18 protein-coding genes and 1 tRNA gene are annotated in these 20,610 nt (G+C 63.1%); 12 read left to right on the forward strand and 7 right to left on the reverse strand.

Going from position 1 to position 20,610, the window contains the following annotated elements:
• The first annotated feature begins 110 nt into the window (after positions 1 to 110).
• Positions 111 to 1,292 (forward strand): bifunctional 2-C-methyl-D-erythritol 4-phosphate cytidylyltransferase/2-C-methyl-D-erythritol 2,4-cyclodiphosphate synthase, encoded by a 1,182-nt coding sequence (locus F4U95_RS13770; protein WP_150426061.1) that lies wholly within the window; start codon positions 111 to 113, stop codon positions 1,290 to 1,292.
• A 4-nt stretch (positions 1,293 to 1,296) separates the two neighbouring features.
• On the forward strand, positions 1,297 to 1,812 hold the full coding sequence (locus F4U95_RS13775) for a CinA family protein (protein WP_150426062.1): 516 nt from the start codon (positions 1,297 to 1,299) through the stop codon (positions 1,810 to 1,812).
• Here F4U95_RS13775 and F4U95_RS13780 read toward each other — a convergent pair.
• Together F4U95_RS13780 and lipA are read right to left on the reverse strand one after the other, a co-directional pair.
• The gene (locus F4U95_RS13780; protein ID WP_150426063.1) at positions 1,761 to 2,234 is read right to left on the reverse strand and encodes a type II toxin-antitoxin system RatA family toxin; all 474 of its coding nucleotides are present in this window, start codon (positions 2,232 to 2,234) and stop codon (positions 1,761 to 1,763) included. The genes F4U95_RS13775 and F4U95_RS13780 overlap by 52 nt on opposite strands.
• Before the next feature lie 7 nt (positions 2,235 to 2,241).
• Positions 2,242 to 3,255: a lipoyl synthase gene (gene lipA / locus F4U95_RS13785; protein WP_150426064.1), complete on the reverse strand. Its 1,014-nt coding sequence runs from the start codon at positions 3,253 to 3,255 to the stop codon at positions 2,242 to 2,244.
• An 8-nt stretch (positions 3,256 to 3,263) separates the two neighbouring features.
• Between lipA and F4U95_RS13790 the strand changes: the two genes are divergently transcribed.
• The 4 genes from F4U95_RS13790 (at position 3,264) to F4U95_RS13805 (ending at position 6,117) form a co-directional block, all read left to right on the forward strand.
• Positions 3,264 to 3,902: a carbonic anhydrase gene (locus tag F4U95_RS13790; protein ID WP_150426065.1), complete on the forward strand. Its 639-nt coding sequence runs from the start codon at positions 3,264 to 3,266 to the stop codon at positions 3,900 to 3,902.
• Positions 3,903 to 3,916: 14 nt separating this feature from the next.
• Positions 3,917 to 4,732, forward strand: a complete 816-nt coding sequence (locus tag F4U95_RS13795) for an NYN domain-containing protein (protein ID WP_150426066.1) — start codon at positions 3,917 to 3,919, stop codon at positions 4,730 to 4,732.
• Between the two features lie 4 nt (positions 4,733 to 4,736).
• Positions 4,737 to 5,021 carry an acylphosphatase gene (locus tag F4U95_RS13800; protein WP_150426067.1) on the forward strand — a complete coding sequence of 95 codons (285 nt, stop codon included), beginning with the start codon at positions 4,737 to 4,739 and terminating at the stop codon, positions 5,019 to 5,021.
• 88 nt (positions 5,022 to 5,109) lie between these two features.
• A complete protein-coding gene (locus F4U95_RS13805) occupies positions 5,110 to 6,117 on the forward strand; it encodes a cytochrome-c peroxidase (RefSeq protein WP_150426068.1) in 1,008 nt (335 codons plus the stop codon).
• 152 nt (positions 6,118 to 6,269) lie between these two features.
• Here F4U95_RS13805 and ettA read toward each other — a convergent pair whose 3' ends face one another.
• A complete protein-coding gene (gene ettA / locus F4U95_RS13810; protein ID WP_120250163.1) occupies positions 6,270 to 7,955 on the reverse strand; it encodes an energy-dependent translational throttle protein EttA in 1,686 nt (561 codons plus the stop codon).
• A 112-nt stretch (positions 7,956 to 8,067) separates the two neighbouring features.
• Between ettA and F4U95_RS13815 the strand changes: the two genes are divergently transcribed.
• Both F4U95_RS13815 and F4U95_RS13820 read left to right on the forward strand, forming a co-directional pair.
• Entirely contained in the window at positions 8,068 to 9,435 is a 1,368-nt protein-coding gene (locus F4U95_RS13815) for a M20/M25/M40 family metallo-hydrolase (RefSeq protein WP_150426069.1), read from the forward strand.
• A 157-nt stretch (positions 9,436 to 9,592) separates the two neighbouring features.
• Entirely contained in the window at positions 9,593 to 9,808 is a 216-nt protein-coding gene (locus F4U95_RS13820; RefSeq protein ID WP_056684845.1) for a hypothetical protein, read from the forward strand.
• A 262-nt stretch (positions 9,809 to 10,070) separates the two neighbouring features.
• Here the strand turns inward: F4U95_RS13820 and F4U95_RS13825 are convergent.
• The 4 genes from F4U95_RS13825 to F4U95_RS13840 form a co-directional block, all read right to left on the reverse strand.
• A tRNA-Pro gene (locus F4U95_RS13825) sits at positions 10,071 to 10,147 on the reverse strand.
• Positions 10,148 to 10,593: 446 nt separating this feature from the next.
• On the reverse strand, positions 10,594 to 11,640 hold the full coding sequence (locus F4U95_RS13830) for an aromatic ring-hydroxylating oxygenase subunit alpha (protein WP_150426070.1): 1,047 nt from the start codon (positions 11,638 to 11,640) through the stop codon (positions 10,594 to 10,596).
• Between the two features lie 160 nt (positions 11,641 to 11,800).
• Positions 11,801 to 12,580 (reverse strand): SDR family NAD(P)-dependent oxidoreductase, encoded by a 780-nt coding sequence (locus F4U95_RS13835; protein ID WP_150426071.1) that lies wholly within the window; start codon positions 12,578 to 12,580, stop codon positions 11,801 to 11,803.
• Between the two features lie 66 nt (positions 12,581 to 12,646).
• The gene (locus tag F4U95_RS13840) at positions 12,647 to 14,905 is read right to left on the reverse strand and encodes a TonB-dependent receptor (protein ID WP_150426072.1); all 2,259 of its coding nucleotides are present in this window, start codon (positions 14,903 to 14,905) and stop codon (positions 12,647 to 12,649) included.
• 246 nt (positions 14,906 to 15,151) lie between these two features.
• Between F4U95_RS13840 and F4U95_RS13845 the strand changes: the two genes are divergently transcribed.
• From F4U95_RS13845 to F4U95_RS13860, 4 genes are all read left to right on the forward strand, one after another.
• Positions 15,152 to 16,465: a Rieske 2Fe-2S domain-containing protein gene (locus tag F4U95_RS13845; protein WP_246171594.1), complete on the forward strand. Its 1,314-nt coding sequence runs from the start codon at positions 15,152 to 15,154 to the stop codon at positions 16,463 to 16,465.
• A 148-nt stretch (positions 16,466 to 16,613) separates the two neighbouring features.
• The gene (locus F4U95_RS13850; RefSeq protein ID WP_150426073.1) at positions 16,614 to 17,546 is read left to right on the forward strand and encodes a PDR/VanB family oxidoreductase; all 933 of its coding nucleotides are present in this window, start codon (positions 16,614 to 16,616) and stop codon (positions 17,544 to 17,546) included.
• A 74-nt stretch (positions 17,547 to 17,620) separates the two neighbouring features.
• A complete protein-coding gene (locus F4U95_RS13855) occupies positions 17,621 to 18,970 on the forward strand; it encodes an MFS transporter (RefSeq protein ID WP_246171595.1) in 1,350 nt (449 codons plus the stop codon).
• Positions 18,967 to 20,592: a GMC family oxidoreductase gene (locus F4U95_RS13860; protein ID WP_150426074.1), complete on the forward strand. Its 1,626-nt coding sequence runs from the start codon at positions 18,967 to 18,969 to the stop codon at positions 20,590 to 20,592. Before F4U95_RS13855 ends, F4U95_RS13860 begins: the two co-directional genes overlap by 4 nt.
• The last annotated feature ends 18 nt before the right edge of the window (positions 20,593 to 20,610 follow it).

Genomic DNA, 20,610 nt, shown 5'->3' on the forward strand with positions numbered 1-20,610 from the left:
GTTTCGAAATACTGCCTAAAAAACAGGCAGCCCTTAGCGGAAAATGGGTCGGGCGGCAAGCGACTCCCCCTTTCGGCCGGTTCCCCTTTCGATGCGTCCCGCGACCCGCTATGCGCCGTGGCATGACATCACAACGCAAGATCGTCGCGCTGATCGTCGCAGCCGGCCAGGGCAGCCGGGCGGGCGGCGACATTCCCAAACAGTTTCGCATGGTGGCCGGCAAGGCCGTGCTGGCGCATGCCTATGACGCGCTGGCGGTGCATGGCGGCGTCGACGCGATCCATATCATGCTCGGCGATGGGCAGGAAGATCAGGCGCGCGCGCTGCTGGGCGATCGCGTTGCGACATTCGTCACCGGGGCGGACAGCCGCCGCGGGTCGGTGCGCGCAGGGCTGGAAGCGATCGCGGCGGCGGGTGGCGCGGATATCGTCCTGATCCATGATGCCGCCCGGCCCTTCCTGCCTGGCGCTGTCGTGGGCCGACTGCTTGCCGCGCTGGACGATGCGACGGGCGCCATCCCCGCTTTGCCGGTTGCAGATACGCTGGTGCGTGGCGACGGCGCGATCATGGGCGATACTGTGGACCGCGCCGCTCTGCACCGCGTGCAGACGCCGCAGGCTTTCCGTTTCGACGCCATCTTGGCGGCGCATCGCGCATGGGATGACGCGCGCGAGGCGACCGACGACGCGCAGATATTGAGGGCCTGGGGCCATGACGTCATTTTGGTGCAAGGCGACGAAAGGCTTGAAAAATTGACCTACCCGCAGGACTTCGCCCGCGCCGAGGCGGCCCATGCCACGCCGCGCCATACCCGCGTCGGCATGGGCTATGACGTCCACCGACTCGCCCCCAACGAAGAATTATGGCTAGGCGGCATATTGGTCCCGCATGATCGGGGCCTCGCGGGACATAGCGATGCGGACGTTGCCCTGCATGCCATCGTCGACGCGATGCTAGGTGCGCTGGCGGCGGGCGATATCGGCAGCCATTTCCCGCCGTCAGACCCGCAATGGCGCGGCGCCGCGTCCGACCGTTTCCTGGCCTATGCGCGCGATCGGGTTGCGGCGCGCGACGGCATCATCGACCATATCGACCTGACCATCATCTGCGAAGCGCCCAAGATCGGCCCGCATCGCGACGCCATGCGCGCGCGGATCGCCGAAATATTGGAAGTGCCGATCGACCGGGTCAGCGTGAAGGCGACGACGACCGAGCGGCTGGGCTTTGCCGGCCGGCGCGAAGGCATCGCCGCGCAAGCGGTTGCCACCCTGTCCCTTCCCGCGCTATCCTGATCCCATGCCAGATACGATCCTGCCGGCCCAGTTGGTCGAACTCGCCGAAAAGGTCATCATTGCCAACCGTCGCGCCGGGCGCACGATCGCGGTTGCGGAAAGCTGCACCGGGGGCCTGGTGTCCGCCGCGCTCACCGAAATCGCGGGATCATCCGACGTGTTCGACGCCGGTTTCATCACCTATTCCAATGACATGAAGGCGGAACTTCTGAAAGTTTCGCATGATGTGCTGGACACGTTCGGCGCCGTATCGATCGCCACCGCATGGGCCATGGCGCAGGGCGCGCTCAAGAAAAGCCACGCTCATGTCGCGGTCGCCATCACCGGCATCGCCGGGCCGGGCGGCGGCAGCGAACAAAAGCCGGTCGGCACCGTCGTCTTCGCCCGCGCAGAACGCGGTGCCAGCCCCGACAAAGTCGTGGCCGACATGCATCATTTCGAAAATAACGGCCGAGGCGGCGTCCGCCTTCAGGCAGCGTTGTGTGCGCTGGAACTGCTGTTGCCCGACTCGCCTGCATAAAGCTGCGCGGCGCGGGTTTCGAACGCGCCGATCATCTTGCGCAGCGCCTTGTCGAAAAACTGGCCGGCCAGCATTTCGAACAATCGGTTCTTGAATTCGAACTCGACCTCGAAATCGACCAGCACCCCGCCCTGCCCGTCGTCGCGGAACGCCCACTCATTGTGCAGATGTTTGAGCGGACCGTCGAGATAATCGACCCGGACATGATCCGGACGATGCTTGTGGACGCGAGAGGTGAAGCTTTCCTTCACCCCTTTGAAGCCCACGATCATATCCGCGACCATTTCCGTCTCGCTGTCGGATCGGACGCGGATCGCGCTGATCCAGGGCAGGAATTCCGGATAGGCCTCTACATTCGACACCAGGTCGAACATCTGCGTCGGCGTGTAGGGAAGGTGGCGCGTTTCCTGATGCTTGGGCATGGAATGATCAGGCCTTGGCCAGCGCTGCCTTGGCGAGCTTCGCTTCGCGCGCAGCCTTCATTTCGGCGAAATCCTTGCCGGCATGATAGCTGGAACGCGTGAGCGGACTGGACGCCACCTGAAGGAAGCCCTTTGCCCGCGCGATCGCCGCATAGGCATTGAACGCTGCGGGGGTGACGAATTCCATCACCTTGGCATGTTTGGGCGTGGGCTGAAGATATTGCCCCATGGTCAGGAAGTCGATGTCCGCCGAGCGCATATCGTCCATCACCTGATGCACTTCCAGACGCTCTTCGCCCAGACCCAGCATGATGCCCGACTTGGTGAAGATGGACGGATCAAGCCGCTTGACCGACTCCAGCAGGCGCAGCGACGCATAATAGCGCGCGCCAGGGCGGATGGTCGGGTAGAGGCGCGGCACCGTCTCCAGATTATGGTTGTAAACGTCCGGGCGGGCGGTGACGATCATTTCGACCGCGCGCTCATGCTTGTTGCGGAAGTCGGGCGTCAGGATCTCGATCGTCGTGTTCGGCGTCGTGCGGCGCAACGCCTCGATCACCTTCACGAATTGCGAGGCACCGCCGTCGGGCAGGTCGTCGCGGTCGACCGAGGTGATGACGATATGTTCCAGGCCCATTTCGGCGCAGGCATCGGCCAGATTCTGCGGCTCATTGGGATCGACCTTGCGCGGCATGCCAGTCTTCACGTTGCAGAAGGCGCAGGCGCGCGTGCAGACATCGCCCAGGATCATCACCGTGGCGTGCTTCTTCGTCCAGCATTCGCCGATATTGGGACAGGCCGCTTCCTCGCACACCGTCGCGAGCTTCTTGTCGCGCATCAACTGGCGGGTTTCGTTATAGCCTTTGCTGGTCGGCGCCTTGACGCGGATCCAGTCGGGCTTGCGAACGCGCTCAGGATTATTAGCAGACTGAGCGGACACGGGGATCGGGCTGATGTCGTTCATGCGCCCCAGATAGCGATGCCGGGCCGCTCTTGCCAGTCCTGTCTTTGTGCGGCACATCTGCGCCCATGACCGACTTTGCTGACATGATCACCGGCTATCGCCGCTTCCGCACCACCGGCTGGAGCCAGCAGCGCGAACGATGGGACGAACTGAGCGAAGGACAGAGCCCCAAGGTGATGGTGATCGCCTGTTCGGACAGCCGAGTCGATCCGGCGCAGATTTTCGATACCAGCCCCGGCGAGATTTTCGTCGTGCGCAACGTGGCCGCACTGGTGCCGCCGTTCGAAACCAATCCCGGCTGGCATGGCGTGTCGGCGGCGCTGGAATTTGCCGTGCAGGTGCTGAAAGTCGGCGAAATCGTCGTCATGGGCCATGGCAAATGCGGTGGTTGCAAGGCGGCGCTCAGCCAGGATCTGAAGGATGCGCCTCCGGGCGAAGGCGGTTTCATCCATAACTGGATCGAATTGCTGGACGACGCCCGCGACGTGGTGGTGGAGCAATATGGCGAGCAGCGCGACCGCGACGTGGAACGCGCCATGGAGCAGGAAGGCGTGAAGGTCAGCCTGAAGAACCTCCGCAGCTTCCCCTGTGTCCGCGCCAAGGAAAAGAGCGGCGAATTGAAGCTGGTCGGCAGCTTCTTCGCCATATCCGACGGCCAACTACATATATTGAACGAAGAGAGCGGCGCCTTCGCGCCCGCCTGAAAGGATAGCATAGCATGGCCACAGGGCAGGAAGGCCGCGGCAATATCGCCCTGCTGATCGACGCGGATAATGCGTCGGCGGCACATTTCGATTCGGTCATGACCGTGCTGGCGGAACTGGGCACGGTGAATATCCGCCGCGCCTATGGCAATTGGAGCAAGGCGACGCTCAAGACCTGGGCGGCTCTGTCGGTCGCCCACGCGATCGAACCGCAGCAGCAGTTCGACCTGACCAAGGGCAAGAACGCCACCGACATGAAGATGACGATCGACGCCATGGACCTGATGGCGTCGGGACGGGTCGATGGTTTCGGCCTGATGTCCAGCGATAGCGACTTTACGCCGCTGGCGACTCGCATCCGCCAGCAGGGCATCCCCGTCTATGGCTTCGGATCAGCCAACACGCCCGAAGGTTTCCGCCGGGCCTGCACCCGCTTCCTCAATGTCGCAGCGCTCAAGCCTGCCGAAATACCGGTGGCCGCCAAGGCGCCGGTCAGGAAAGCGACACCCGCCAGCGTCGCACCGGCCAAGGCAGCGCCGGCAAAGGCTGCTGCCGCGCCGGTCACGCCCCCACCCGCTCCTGCGCCGGCCCCTGCCAAGGCGGTCGATGCCGAGGTCGTCCGCTTGCTGATCGACGCCTATGATGAAGCGAAGCGGGACGAGCGCGGCTTCGTGGCATTGGGTCCGGTGGGGCAGCGCGTGGGCAACCGCTCCAGCTTCGACGTGCGCAACTATGGTTTCAAGCGGCTGTCCGACCTGGTCGGCGCGATCCCCAATTTCATCACCGAAGTGCGCGAGGGCGGCCAGACCTGGATCAAGCGGGTCAAGTGACGCCATGATCGCCCGGCACCTAATGATCCATGGCCGGGTGCAGGGCGTCTGGTATCGGGCCTGGACCGTGGAAACGGCTCGCGGCCTGGGGCTGACCGGATGGGTCCGCAACCGGACGGACGGCAGCGTCGAAGCCGTGATCGAAGGTGAAGACGCTGCGGTCGCGCAGTTTATGGCGCTGGCCCAAGGCGGCCCGCCGGCGGCAAAAGTGGCGCGGATCGATGCGACCGATGTGTCAGTGGCGCCCTTCATGACATTTGAAAAGCGCGAGACAGCCGGGACGCGATAGCCTTTCTCCAGCCCCTTCCACCCATGCTTTACGCCGCCCTGCGGATCGTGCAGCCTCCTGCGTCTTGCATGGGTGAAGGGGACAGGCCTTGCGGGCAGGGATAGCGGCGATCGTCGGTATAACATGGGTGTTGGCAACCGGCGGAGTGGCCGGTCAGCCGTCATGGCGCTGGCCGCATCTGCCCGCCGGCATCGCCGCACCGACTGTCCCGATCGATAACGGCATGAACGCGGCCAAGGTCGCGCTGGGCCGTCGCCTTTTCTACGATCGGGCTTTGTCGCGGGACGGCAGCATGGCCTGTGCCGATTGCCACCAGCAATCGCACGGCTTCAGCGATGGCCAGCCGACCCATGTCGGCGTAACCGGCGACATGGGCGTGCGCAACGTACCCGGCTTGACGAACCTCGCCTGGCGCAGCGGCTTCACCTGGACAGAAGCAGGCATCACGTCGCTGGAGGCGCAGGCGATGGTGCCCATGACCGGCACCAAGCCGGTCGAAATGGGCATGGCGGGATATGAAGCGCAACTGACCCAGCGATTGAATGCCGATCCCTGTTATCGCCTGCTATTCCTGCGGGCCTTTCCCAAGGCCCCCGACGGCGCGAATTATGTCAGGGTCACGCAAGCGCTGGGCGCTTTTCAGCGCACGATGATTTCGTTCGGCAGTCCGCATGACCGGGGCATGCTGACGCCTCTTGCGCAGAAGGGCGCAGCGCAGTTTGCAGCGGCAGGATGCGCAACCTGCCATAGCGGCCCGGACTTGACCGACGGGCAGGTTCATTATGTCGGCACGGCCGCCTTGGGTGAAGCGGACGGCAGCCTGTACGGCGGCAAGCCGCTGCCGCCCGGCTTCGAGCCGCCGCCGGAACAGTTTCGTACGCCATCGCTCCGCAATGTCGCGATGACAGGCCCCTGGCTGCATGATGGCCAAAGCCCGAGCATGGACGCTGCGATCCGCCGTCATGCCGCCGCCCAACTGGCTGGCGTCGACATGAGCGCCCTACTGGCCTTCCTCGATTCGCTGACCGATCCTGACTTTCTGACCAACAAGGATCTTGGTCCGCCACCGGCCGGCTGCCCGGTGAACGTCGGATAAAAAAAAGGGCCGATCCGTGCGGACCAGCCCTGAAAGTTTTTAGGAGAGGATGCCTGAAAGGCCCGCTCTCTATGAAATGTTAGCGCCACCATCGCAATTGCGAAAAATTCAGGCGCGATTGCAAAAAATGCAATCGCGCCTGCGGTGACGGATCAGCGGGTGAGCTTCTTGTAGGCCAGCGCGGTCGGGCGATCTGCCGCATCGCCCAGGCGACGGCGCTTATCTTCCTCATAAGCCTCGAAATTGCCTTCGAACCATTCGACATGGCTGTTGCCTTCGAATGCCAGTATGTGGGTGGCAAGGCGATCGAGGAAGAAGCGGTCATGGCTGATGACCACGGCGCAACCCGCGAAGTTTTCGATGGCTTCTTCCAGCGCCCCCAGCGTTTCGACGTCGAGATCGTTGGTCGGTTCGTCGAGCAGCAACACGTTGCCACCCTTTTTCAGCATCTTGGCGATGTGGACGCGGTTGCGCTCACCACCCGACAGCTTGCCGACATTCTTCTGCTGGTCCTGCCCCTTGAAGTTGAAGGCGCCGACATAGGCACGGGTCGACATGTCGTGGCCGTTGACCTTCACATAATCCAGGCCGTCCGACACTTCTTCCCAGACATTCTTGGTGTCGTCCAGATGGTCGCGGCTCTGATCGACGAAGCCCAGACGCACGGTGGTGCCCATGTCGATTTCGCCCGAATCGGGCGTTTCCTGACCGGTGATCAGCTTGAACAGGGTCGATTTACCCGCACCGTTCGGCCCGATGACACCCACGATGCCACCCGGCGGCAACAGGAAGGACAGATCCTCGAACAGCAGCTTGTCGCCGAACGCCTTGGTGATGTTCTTGAATTCGATCACCTTGCCGCCCAGGCGCTCCGGCACCTGGATGACGATCTGCGCCTTGCCGGGCGAACGGTTGTTCTGCCCTGCGACCAGTTCCTCGAACTTCTTGATACGCGCCTTGGACTTGGTCTGGCGGCCCTTGGTACCGGCCCGGATCCATTCCAGCTCGTCGTTGATCGCCTTCTGGCGGCCGGTCGCTTCGCGATCTTCCTGTTCCAGACGCTTGGCCTTCTTCTCCAGATAGGTGGAGTAGTTGCCCTCATACGGGAAATATTTTCCGCGATCGAGTTCCAGGATCCAGCCGACCACATTGTCGAGGAAATAGCGGTCATGGGTGATCATCAGGACCGACCCGGCATATTCCTTCAGGTGATTTTCCAGCCAGGTGACGCTTTCGGCATCCAGATGGTTGGTCGGTTCGTCGAGCAGCAGGATGTCGGGCTTCTGGATCAGCAGACGCGTGAGCGCGATACGGCGCTTTTCACCGCCCGACAGGCTTTCCACCGACCAGTCGGACGGCGGGCAGCGCAGCGCTTCCATCGCGATTTCGAGCTGGTTGTCGAGCGTCCAGCCATCGACCGCATCGATCTGTTCCTGGAGCGTGCCCATTTCCTCCATCAGCGCGTCGAAATCGACGTCTTCCGGCGGATCGGCCATGATCATGCTGATCTCGTTGAAACGGTCCATCTTGTCCGCGATCTCGCGGGCGCCGTCCTTCACATTTTCCAGCACCGACTTGTTGGGATCGAGCTGCGGCTCCTGCGGCAGATAGCCGACCGTGATATTCTCGCCCGGCCAGGCTTCACCGCTGAAATCGGTGTCGATGCCGGCCATGATCTTGATCAGGGTCGACTTACCAGCGCCGTTCGGGCCGACGATACCGATCTTGGAACCACGGTAGAATTGCAGGTTGATATTGCTCAACACCGGCTTGGCCGCGCCGGGGAAGGTCTTCGTCATGCTCTTCATGACATAGGCATATTGCGAGGATGCGGACATAGGTGCGCGCTGCTCCGAAATCAGGACGGGAAAGTCGGTTTGAAAATCTGCGCCGAGTTAGCGGACGCGGAACATATTGGCAAATGAGGGATGCCCCGTTACGCCTTCACCCATGCAGAAAATCCGATCGGGCCCGCTCGCCGCCCTCCTCCTTGGCAGCATCTTCACCCCGGTTCTGGCCCATGCGGCCGATGGCAGCGCGATTCGCGAAGCGGCGCTCAAGGACGATGTCGCCTGGGACATTACCGAAGGGCTGACCACGGAAGTCGGCCCCCGCCCCGCCGGCACCGCGCAAGAAGCGCTCGCCCGCGACTGGTCGGTGGCCAAGCTGAAGGCGCTGGGCTTTTCCAATGTCCGCGCCGAACCCTATAAGATGCCGGTGTGGCAGCGCGTGCGCGACGAAGCGCATATCGTCAGCCCCTTCCCGCAAAATCTGGTCGTGGCAGCGCTGGGCAATAGCGGTTCCACCCCCGAAGCGGGAATCGAAGGCGAAATCGTCTATTTCCCGACCATCGCCGACCTGCTGGCCGCGCCCGACGGCAGCCTGAAGGGCAAGATCGCCTTTGTCAGTCATGAGATGAAGGCGGCGCAGGACGGTTCGGGCTATGGTTATTATGGTGCGGCCCGCCGCCAGGGACCGAGTGTGGCGGCCAAGAAGGGCGCGATCGCCATTCTCGTCAAGTCGATCGGCACCGACCATCACCGCATCGCCCATACCGGTGTGCAGATGTGGGCCGAGGGTGTGACCCCGATTCCCGCCGTGGCGCTGAGCGTGCCCGATGCCGAGCAACTCGCCCGCGTCGCCGCGCGCGGCAAACCGGTGCGTCTGCATCTGACCGCCGTGTCGAAGCGATTGAAGGACCAGCCTTCGGGCAATGTCATCGCCGAAATCCCCGGCACCGATCCAAAGGCCGGACTGGTCGTCGCCGCCTGCCACCTCGACAGTTGGGATCAGGGCACCGGCGCGATCGACGACGCATCGGGCTGCGGCATCATCGCCGCTGCCGCGTTGCAGGTGGCGAAGGCCGGCCAGCCGCGCCGCACCATCCGCGTGCTGTTTGCCGGTGCCGAAGAAGTGGGCGGCGATGGTGGCCGCGCCTATTTCGCCGCGCATGGCAACGAGCCGCATGCGCTGGTGGCGGAATCGGATTTCGGCGCGGACAAGGTGTGGCGGGTCGACTTCACCCTGCCGACCGGCCATGACGCCCTCACCGCGCGCATTGCGCAGGGCTTGGCCCCGCTTGGCATCGTACCCAGCAAGGACAAGGCCCATGGCGGATCGGACATCGAACCGCTGGTCAAGGCCGGCGTCCCGGTGATCGACCTGCAACAGGACGGCACCCGCTATTTCGACATTCACCACACGCCGGACGATACGCTGGACAAGGTGGATCCCGCGCAGTTGCGTCAGAATGTCGCGGCATGGGCCGTCACGCTCGATAGCGTCGCCAACGCGCCAGAATCCATGGGCGTTAACTGAACTTTTATAGTAGAGAACGCCCTGCCGCGTGATTCCATCGTCTCACCGGCGCAGAAAAGCATTGATTTGTGCAACGCACACGTTAATGCGGGTCGCTCGCGTAGGGTCACATTTGTAACGTGCCAGACGCGGCATAATGCTATGGGAGCCGTACACAATGAAGAAGATCGCTGTTGTTTTCGCTTCGGCCAGCCTGATGGCCCTCGCTGCTTGCGGTGAGAAGCCGGCCAACGAAACCGCGAACGCTTCGAACGCCGTTGTTGAAAACGTTGTCGAAAACGCCGCTAACGCTGCCGACAACGCTGCGAACGCCGCCAATGTTGCTGCGAACGCCGCCAACGTTGCTGAGAACGCCGCGAACGCTGCGCACTAATCTTCGCGTTAGCGAGATTTCCGAAGGGCGGGCCTTTATGGCCCGCCCTTTTTGTTTGTGCGCGCACCATGGATCGCCGACCAGCCGCCGCATCGGCATCGCCCGGCAGTTAGCGGGCGTGGAATAACAGCCAGGTGGCGCGGGCCACTAAGACGGTATCAAGAGAATGGATCGGGATGACATGCCCTTCCACGGCCCGGCTGTAGCACGCGCCGCACAGGCGGGCGCTTGAGGACAAGCCAGATCGGTGGACAGGGATGAGTGGTCGGGGAGACAGGATTCGAACCTGCGACATCCTGCTCCCAAAGCAGGCGCGCTACCAGACTGCGCTACTCCCCGACGAGGGGCGGCCTTGCCGGGAAAATTGCGCTTCGTCAATCGCGATTGGGCAATCAGTGAAAGAAAAGCCACAAAAGCAGAATGATTGGAATGGGCACGCCCAGCAACCACAATAATATGCCCTTGCCCATGTCAGTCTCTCCTTACTGTATAAGGATCAAACCCTTGAATGGGCAGGGATGTTCCGCCGCGTCGACAGCGGCCATGAAGGTGCCTGCGTCCCTGACCCGGTGAGTGCGCATGGCGCCCGTCACCGCCAACGGTCGGCTTGGCCGGGTTGCGGGCCTATCCGTTCAGGATGCAAATCGGGGCGGGAAGCTGCCCATGGCCCCTCGCCCCAAAATGCACCGTTCGATGCGGACATCCTCACCGCGTCGCGACGACATGGCGAACCGCAACGGCTAAGCCTCTCATCTGCCTGTCATGCGCGGGATAGGCGCCGGGCATCACTCCGCCGCAATCGCGCCCTCATGTTCCGCCTCGAACAAGGCGCTCAGTACGCGGCGGGCCTGGTTGACCGCACCGTCGCTGGCGATACCAACAAAGGCGCGCTCCGGCTCGTCATCAATCCGCGCCTGCTGCGCCTGCAACGTTTCCTCATCCTCCGTGATCGTGTCGAAAAACTGGTCGAACAACACATCCGGCACACCGCTTTCTTTGGGTGCGGTGGTGCAGATGGTCCACAGATAATGGCTCGTCGTCTCGGTTTCCGGGGTGATGAAATGATTGTTCGCCAGCATGAAGCCATGGTCGCGCTTGCCCTCATAGGCGCCCGTACCCGCATCACAGCCACCGGCGTTGACGCGGCAGGTCATGCCGATACCGGGGTTGAAGCGCACTTCCTGCCAGCGATCCACCCGCCCCTTGAAGCCGCCCGCATCGACATAGGATTTGGGCGGGATGCTGTTGGGCATCTTGCGCAGCAGCGTGACCTTGCGCCCGTCAAACTCGACCTTGGTATCCGCGCCATAATGCTGCTCGGGATTGCCGCCAATCGTGCGCGCATGGATATAGGGGACATGGGTCAAGTCCATGATATTATCGATGATCAGCTGCCAATTGGCCTTCACCGGGAAATTATAGGGCCGCCACGTCCATTTGGGATCGTCATGCTCGGGATTGTCGACGATGATCGACGGATCGGCCAGCGCGGGTTCGCCCATCCAGATCCAGATCAGATGATCCTTCTCGACCACCGGATAATAGCGCACATTGGCGGCCGGCGGGATGCGGGTCTGGTTGGGAATACGGGTGCAGGCGCCGCGCTTGTCGAACTCTACACCATGATAACAGCAGCGAATTATTTCGCCTTCGACATGACCGGCGGACAGCGGCATGGCGCGGTGGCTGCACCGATCCTCCAGCGCGGCGACCTCACCGGTTTCGGTGCGGAACAGGACGACGGGTTTGTTCAGATATTTGCGGCCCAGCGTCTTGCCGGGGGCAATGTCGGCGGCGAAGGCGGCCACATACCAGGCGTTATAAATGAACATCCGACTCTCCTTACCCTGGCCGATAGCGTTGCCGGCCTCATTTGCTGTTGTGCCATAAATATGCCGCGCGCACCGGCGCAGCCAATCGCTATGCGATAATGCCATAAGATTAGCGGGATGAGCGATAAGATTAGCGGACCGATCACCCGCTTTCCCAATGTCAGCGCAGGTAAAGCCCGCCATTCATGTCCAGCGTCGCGCCCACGAAAAAGCCGCCGCGATCCGATGCCAGCAGCGCCGCCGCCGCCGCGATCTCGCTGACTGCCATGAAGCGGCCGGCCGGCACCTCGCCCTCCACCCGCGCGATCTGTTCGGCGGACAGCCGCGCCTTGGCGGTGTCGATCGGGCCGGGCGCGATGGCGTTTACGGTGACGCCGGTGCCGGCCAGATAGCGGGCGAAATATTTGGTCAGCATGATAGCCCCCGCCTTGGACGCGGCATAATGGGGCGAGGCTACCGTTCCGCCATTCTGCCCGGCCAGCGATGTGATGTTGACGATCCGGCCATAGCCATGGTCGCGCATGTGTTCGGAAAAAATCTGGCAGCTCAGGAACACGCTGCGCATGTTGATCTGGACGATCGCGTCGAATTCTTCGGGGGTGATATCCTGCGTCGGGGTGCGTTTGGCGAACCCGGCATTGTTGACGACGATATCGACCTTGCCCCACTCCGCCACGATCCGGTCGCGCGCGGCAAGAAACTGCGCTTTCTCTCGCACGTCGAGCGGCAGGGCGATGGCGCTCGCGCCGCTTGGGTCCAGCGAGTCCGCCACCTGCTGCGCCACGGCCAGATCGACGTCGCTGACCGCCACCTTGCCGCCGCCGGCATGGATTTCTCGCGCGATCGCCTCCCCCACGCCTCGCCCGCCGCCGGTGATGAGGGCCGACCGCCCAGCGAAGGAAAAGCTGCCATTGGCGGGCAAATCGAAATGTTCGGCCATGATCCGTCCTGATACTGAATAGAAAAAGGGGGGAGGCTGCACCCTCCCCCCGTAACGCCTTTGGGCTTACGGCCTGATGGAGAGGGTCAGGCCATAGGTGCGCGGCGTGTTGGTGAAGATCTTCCAATAGGTGGTGCCGTTACCCGGCACCGCCAGGAAGGCGGTGATGTCGTCGGCATTGACGATCTGATAGTTGTTGGTGAGGTTCTTGCCCCAGACGCCCAATGTCCAACGACCATCGGCGGACTCATAATTGAGCCGCGCGTTCAGCGTCCGCCCCTTGGTATCGTTATGCAGATTTTCGTACAGGCGCAGCGTGTTGGCATCGTCCGTCGAAATGCGGCTGGAATAGTTGAAGTCGGCCTGCGGTATCAGCTTGGCGCCATTGCCCATCGCCAGGTCGTAGCTCGCCCCCAGCGTGAAGCTGTCGCGCGGCGCGAACTTGGCCGGATTGCCCGAATAGTCGAGATTGACCAGCGGATCGCGCAGATCGGTATAGGTACCGATCAGATGCGTGTAGTTGCCGGTCAGACGCAGCCCGTCGATCGGCCGGATCACGGATTCGACCTCCCACCCCTTCATTTCCAGCGTGCCGTTATAGGTATGGGCGATCCCGCCCGCGCCCGAGAAGTTCTGGAGATTTTTGGTCTTCTGCTTGAACAGCGCGACGTTGAAATCGAGCATGTTGTTGAACAGCCGCGTCTTGGCGCCGATTTCGTAATTTTGCGCCTTTTCCGGCTCCAGCGGAATGGTGGGATTGCGATAGGCATTGTCTACGAACCCGCCGGACTTGAAGCCCTTCGCCCAGGTCGCATAGAGATTCACATTGTCGATCGGCTCATATTTCAGCGTCACGCGCGGGGTGAAGGCGTTCCAGGTCTTGCCACCCGACGCCAGCACTTCGCCCGGAAAACCGAAGCCGGGGATCGTCCCCGCATCGGTGGTCGAGAAGGCATGATAGTCGATCTTCTTGCGGTCCGATGTGTAGCGACCGCCGGCCACCAGCGAGAGCCGGTCGGTGACCTCGAACGTGCCTTCGCCGAACACCGCAAAACTGCGGACATTGCCGTCCTGAACGCGGGTGATGTTGGTGATGTTGGGGTTCCGGCGGACGGATGCCGGCACGGCCGATCCGGGCAACGGGCTGTAATTGAAGATGTTGGTGGTCGATACGTCGGCCGACAGATAATAGGCGCCCACCACATAGGAGAAGCGACCCGGCGCGGAGGCGAAGCGGACTTCCTGCGTGAAGCTCCTGTTCTTCACCACCTGCCGGCGGTCGAACACTGGCACCTGCGTGGCGACCGGCACGTCGTCGTTGGTCGCGTGGCTGTCATTCAGGCGATAGCCGGTGATCGCGGTCAGCGTGCCGCCCAGCACTTCCAGATCACCGCGCAGATAACCGCCGCGCAACCGCTGGCGATAGGGGGAGCGGGAGAAATCATTGTTCGTCCATTTGCCATCGTCAAAGTCGCCGAAGGTCGCCGGAATGCGCTGCACCCCGCCAATGCCCAGGCCAATCGCACCGCCATTGCCTTCGGTATAGCTATAGTCGCCCGACAGGACGATCTTGAGCGTGTCGGTCGGCTGGTACAGCAGCTTGCCGCGCATGGCGACGCCGTCGGTCTTGCCATAGCTGCCCTTCTGGTTGGGCGTGTCGATCAGGCCGTTGGACGTTTCCGTGCTGAACGATGCGCGGAACGCCAGCTTGTCGTCCACCAGCATGCCGTTCACCATGCCTTCGGTGCGGACATAGGCGCCATTGCCCGCCGTCACCTGGCCGTACCAGTCTTCCTTCATTTCGGGATTGTTGGTGATGACCGCGATCGCGCCACCCACCACGTTGCGGCCGAACAATGTGCCCTGCGGCCCGCGCAGCACTTCCACGCGCTGAATGTCGTAGAAATTGGCGTTCAGGTCATTGTTGAACACATAATAGACGTCGTCCATGAAATAGGCGACCGGCGTGTCCAGTGTCGCCGTGCGGAACGTCGACACATTGCCGCGGATCGCGACGATCGACAGCGACTTGTCGGACGTGTTTACGGTGATGCCCGGCATCTGCTGCGTCAGGGCGGTGGGGCTGAACACCTGCGTCTTGCGCAGATCTTCGCCGCCAAAGGCCGCGATCGAGAAAGGCACTTCCCGCACCGTCGATTCGCGACGCTGCGCCGTTACGATAATGTCCCCGCTGACCGATTGCTGCGGCGCACCTTCCTGCGGCGCGGCGGCATCCGCCTGCGCCATGGCCGGCGCGCTGACGCCGATCATCAAGGCGCCCAGAACGGCGCTGATGGCGGTGGAGGTGTGGATTTTGAACGGCATGAAACGCGTCTCCCCTGGGATGTGAGCGGCTTGCCTGCCGCCTTGGTAGAGGGGTGAAGCAGCAAATTTCTCCGCCGCACAATAGCTTCGTCCCGATTTTTGAATGGTACGACCATATTCCGATTGGGGTCGTCGTTCGCCAACGTCTAGCGAGGATATAGCAGATGCAACGAACGGCGGCGGCATTGGCGGGTTTCCCGCGAAGGACCGACCGTCCAACAGGGTAGTGTAGGAAGAGCCTGAACCATGCAGTCCAGTGATAGCGCAGACCTGACCAAAGTTGGTCCCGGAACCGTGATGGGCAATTTCATGCGGCAATATTGGTTGCCCGCTTGCCTCTCGTCCGAAGTGCAGAGCGATAGCGATCCGGTCCGCCTGATGATCCTGTGCGAAAAGCTGATCGCCTTCCGCGACAGTTCGGGTCGCGTCGGCATCATGGACCATCGCTGCCCGCATCGCTGCGCGTCGCTCTTCATCGGCCGCAACGAGCAGAACGGCATCCGCTGCGTCTATCATGGCTGGAAGTTCGACGTGGATGGCAAATGCGTGGACATGCCGTCCGTCCCCGCCCGCATGGACTTCAAGGAAAAGGTCCATGCCAAGGCGTACAAGACCCATGAGGCCAACGGCCTGATCTGGGTCTATATGGGGCAGGACCAGGCGAACCCGCCGCCGCTGCCGGAAATCGAAGCGACGATGCATCCGGACGCCGAAATCTGGTGCCTGCAACGCGACTGCAACTGGCTTCAGGCGCTGGAAGGCGACATCGACACCAGCCATGTCGGCTTCCTGCATGTCGGCGGGATCGAAGCGGACGATCTGGAACCCGATCATCCGATGCGCCCGACCGTGCTGGACCGCGCGCCGGAATATGAAGTGGCCCAGTCCGACTGGGGCGTCATGTATGGCGGCTATCGCCCCAATGACGATGGCCAGATGAGCTGGCGCGTCGCCCATTATATGTTCCCGATGTGGACGCAGACGCCGAACAACCGTTTCGCCACCCGCGCCATCGCCCGCGCCTGGGTGCCGATGGACGACGAACATTCGATGCTGTTCGACATCACCTGCGGCGTGGATGCCGGCAACCCGGCCTATAATTCGACGCTGAAGGACGGCACGCCGCTGTTCGACCAGATCAGCTATGCCCCCAACACGACCGACTGGTTCGGCCGCTGGCGCTCGACCGACAGCGAAGCGAACGACTGGGCGATCGACCGGGAATCGCAGCGCAACGGCCATCAGTTCACCGGCATCCCCAACATCACGATGCAGGATCAGGCCGTCACCGAAAGCATGGGGCCGGTCACCGACCACAGCTTCGAGAACCTTGCGCCGACCGACCAGATGATCGCCCGCGTCCGCCGCCGCGTGCTGCTGGCCGCCCGCGCCTTCGCCAACAAGGGCGTCGTGCCGCCGGGTATCGAAAATCCCGGCGTCTTCTACCGCGCCCGCGCCGGCTCTTTCCTGCACGATCCCAGCGATAGCCTGCAAAATGCCTATGAAACGGCCTTGGCAAAAGCGGTGCGCTGGCCCGAGAAGGTAGAAGCGGCAGAGTGAGCCGAACCGGCGGCCGGCACGATCCATGTGCCAGGCCGCCCCGAATGAGAGGACATAAGGTGACGAGACGCATTGCGATCCGCACCGGGCGCCTATCCATTGCGCACCGGCCGGATCAAGAGACGCATCGCGCCAAGGAGAGTGTGTGATGCAGGTACGTATTCGGACCATCCGTTGGGAAGCGGACGGGATCAACAGCTATATTTTGGAACCGGTCGGCGGTGGCATGATGCCCCCGTTCGAACCGGGCGCCCATGTCGACCTCCAGCTGGAAAAAGGGCTGGCGCGCAGCTATTCGCTGGTCAACGATCCCGCCATTCGTGGCTATTATGAAATCGCCGTCCATCACGCGATCGACGGTCGCGGCGGATCGCGCCACATCCATGAACAATGGCGCGTCGGCCAGATCGTGGAAATGTCGGAGCCGAAGAACAACTTCCCCATGGTCGAGGACGCCAGCCACACGGTGCTGGTTGCCGGCGGCATCGGCATCACGCCCATGCTGCCCATGATCGCGCGGCTGGAAAAGCTCGGCCGCAGCTGGGAATTGCATTATGTCGCCGCCAGCCCGGATCGCGCCGCCTATGTCGACCGGGTCGAGGACTATGATCGGGTCGAAATCGCCTATGATGGCGTACCGGGCGGCCAGCGGCTGGACCTGAAGGCCATTTGCGGCCGCGCCCCGACCGACGCGCACCTCTATTGCTGCGGCCCGACCGGCATGCTGGACGCCTTCGTCGCGACCAATGCCGACCGGCCCAAGGGCCACGCCCATATCGAATATTTCTCCGCCGAAACCGAACTGGCGACCGACGGCGGCTACACGCTGGAACTCGTCAAAAGCGGCAAGACCATCGCGGTCGAGGAAGGCGAAACGATGCTGGACGCGCTGCTGATGGCGGGCGTCGATATCGGCTTCGCCTGTTCGGAAGGGATTTGCGGCACCTGCCAGGTGAAGGTGCTGGACGGCGTGCCCGACCATCGCGACCATTTCCTGACCGATGAGGAAAAGGCGGCGAACAAGCTGATCATGGTCTGCTGCTCTGGCGCGAAGACCGCCAATCTGGTTCTGGATATATAAGGGTAAGTGCGCGGCCCAAGGGTAAGGGCGGCGATGAATGATAACAGGGCAAAAGCCCATTGAGGAGAAGCCTTTTGGCAGGGATCGCGTTGGAGCCGGAAGGCAAGGGCATGCTGGACGCATTGCCCCTGTCCTCCTTTCAGGTCTGGGCTGTGCTGATGATCGCCGCGACCGTCGTTCTGGACGGTCTGGATAATCAGATGCTGGGCCTTGCCGCCCCGTCCCTGCTGAAGGAATGGAATATCAGCCGCGACGCGCTGGGCTTCGTCTTTGCGCTCGGCTTCGTCGGCATGGCCATCGGCACGCTGACGTCCGGCTTCATCGGTGACCGGTTCGGCCGGCGTGGCGCTTTGCTGATCGGCGTCGCCATCTTCGGCGTGGCCACGCTCGCCACCGGCTTTTCGGTCGAACTGTGGCATGTCGCCCTGCTCAAGACGCTGGCCGGCGTCGGCCTGGGCGGCGTGCCCGGCACGGCGAGCGCGATGATCGCGGAATTCACCCCCGCCCGCTGGCGCAGCGTCGCCGTCACCTTCGGCGTGGTGTGCGTGTCGATCGGCGGCATATTGGGCGGCGTCGCGGCCGCCGCGATCCTGCCGGTGCTGGGCTGGCGCTGGCTCTTCTATCTGGGCGGCCTGCTGACCATGGCCTTTGTCGCCCTGCTCTGGTTCATCCTGCCGGAATCGCCCCGTTATCTGGCCGAACGGCCCGATCGTCGCGCGGAACTGGACGCGATCCTGCGCCGCATCGCCCATCCCGATCCGGCGTCCGTCCAACCGGCGGAGAAGGTGGACGGTAAAGCCCCCTACACCCCGTTCAGCGCCTTGCTGAGAGGCACCATGTTGCGCGACAGCCTGGCCCTCAGCCTTGCCATGTTCTCGGGCATGTTCATGATCTATCTCATGTTTAACTGGGCGCCGACCATGCTCTTCAGCGCCGGCTTCGGGCTTCAGACCGCCAGCCTTGGCCTGACCAGCTTCAACCTGGGCGGCACGATCGGCGCGATGTTCGCCAGCCTCGCGATCATCCGTTTCGGATCGCGCCCCACGCTGATCCTGATGGCGATCACCGGCGCGGGCGTCTGTGCATTGCTGGCGCTTCTCCCCATCGACGGCGGGCGTAACGAGCCGGCGGTGCTGGCCGCGCTCGGCGCGCTCGGCCTGTTCGCCAGCGCCGCGCAATCGGCCATGTTCGCGGTCGGCGCCCACGCCTTCCCCACGGCCGTGCGCGCCCGTGGCCTTGGCCTGATGGGGGCCGCCGGCCGCGCTGGCGCGATCGTCAGTGCCGTGTCCGGCGCCACCTTGATCGGCGGCGGGAATATGGGCTTTTTCGGCGTCTTGGCTGCCCTTATGCTGGTCAACGCCCTTGGTTTCATCGCCGTGCGGGGCCATGTCCCCCGCCTCGGCCGGCAGGATGCACGCGCATGAGCGACTATGACTATATCGTGATCGGCTCCGGCTCGGCGGGCAGCCTGATGGCCAATCGCCTGTCCGCCGACCCGGCCAACCGCGTCGCCCTGATCGAAGCCGGCCCTTCCGACCGCAATTGGCCGGTCAACATCAAGACCGCCATGCCGGTCGGCAACATCTTCCTGCTGCCGCACGAAAAATATAATTGGAAACAGTCGCTCGCCGGCAACGACGCCGTCAATAATCGCCAGATCAACTTTCCGCGCGGCAAATTGTTCGGCGGATGCAGCGCCATCAACGGCGGCGTCTATATTCGCGGGCAAAAGGCGGATTATGATGGCTGGGCCGATGCCGGCAACGCCGGCTGGTCCCATGACGACGTCCTTCCCGCGTTCAAGGCAGTCGAAAATTACCATGGCCCCGACCAGCCCTGGCACGGCAAGGGCGGCGAACTGGACGTGGAAAAGCCCAAAAGCTGGAACCCCATCGCCACCGCCATCGTGGACGCCGCCGCGCAGGCCGGCCATCATCGCAACGCAGACTTTGCAGGGGAACGGCAGGACGGCTTCGGCCGCTACGACCTCAACCAGCGCAACGGCACCCGCCTGTCCAGCGCCCGCGCCTTCCTCCACCCCGCGCTGCGGCGCGAGAATCTAACCGTTCTCGACGAGACCATGGTCCGCCGCATCCTTTTCGATCGCGGCCGCGCCAGCGGCATCGAGGTCGAGAAGGACGGCGCACGCCGCATCCTCACCGCTCGCTGCGAAATTATCCTGTGCGCCGGCGCGACGAATTCGCCGCAATTGCTGATGCTCTCGGGCATCGGGCCGCAGGATCATCTGCGCGACATGGGCATCGACCTGGTCCATCACCTGCCCGGCGTCGGCCAGCATTTGCAGGACCATCCGACCGTCCATGTCGCGATGGAAAATCCGTCGGGGGAATCCTACGCCATCTCGCCCAAGGCGCTGCCGCGCATCCTCGCCAGCCCGTTCCGCTACCTCTTCAATCGCACCGGCATGCTCGCCTCCAACGTCGCCGAATGCGGCGGCTTCCTCTGCACCGACGGCAGCGGTCGGCCGGATATCCAGATCACCTTCCTGGTCGGATTGAAGATCGACGCCCGCTCGGTCCCGCGCCGCCACGGCTATATGGCGCTGATCCAGCTGCTCCGCCCCAAAAGCGCCGGCTCGGTCCGCCTCACCAGCAACCGGCCGGAGGACAAGCCGGTCATCAACCCCAATTTTTTCGCCGACCCCTATGACATGAAGACGTTGATCGCCGGCTTCCGCGAAGCCCGCCGCATCTTCGCCCAGCCCGCGCTGGCCGCCATGACCGGTGACGAAATAGAACCCGGCGCCCAGCATCAGAGCGATGCCGAAATCGACGCGGCCCTGCGCAGGATCGTCAACACCGCCTACCATCCGACCGGCACAGCCAAGATGGGGCCGGACAGCGACCCCATGGCCGTGGTCGACAACCGCCTGCGCGTGCGCGGCGTTGCCGGCCTGCGCGTGGTCGACGCGTCAGTCATGCCAGAGATCATCAGCGGCAACACCAGCGCGCCCACGATGATGATCGCCGAACGCGCCGCCCGCTTCATCCTCGAAGACGCCCTTCGATCCAATATCGCCGCCTGATCCCGGCCCGGAGAGACT

It is taken from the genome of Sphingobium limneticum (assembly GCF_008710165.1).
Lineage (GTDB): Bacteria > Pseudomonadota > Alphaproteobacteria > Sphingomonadales > Sphingomonadaceae > Sphingobium > Sphingobium limneticum.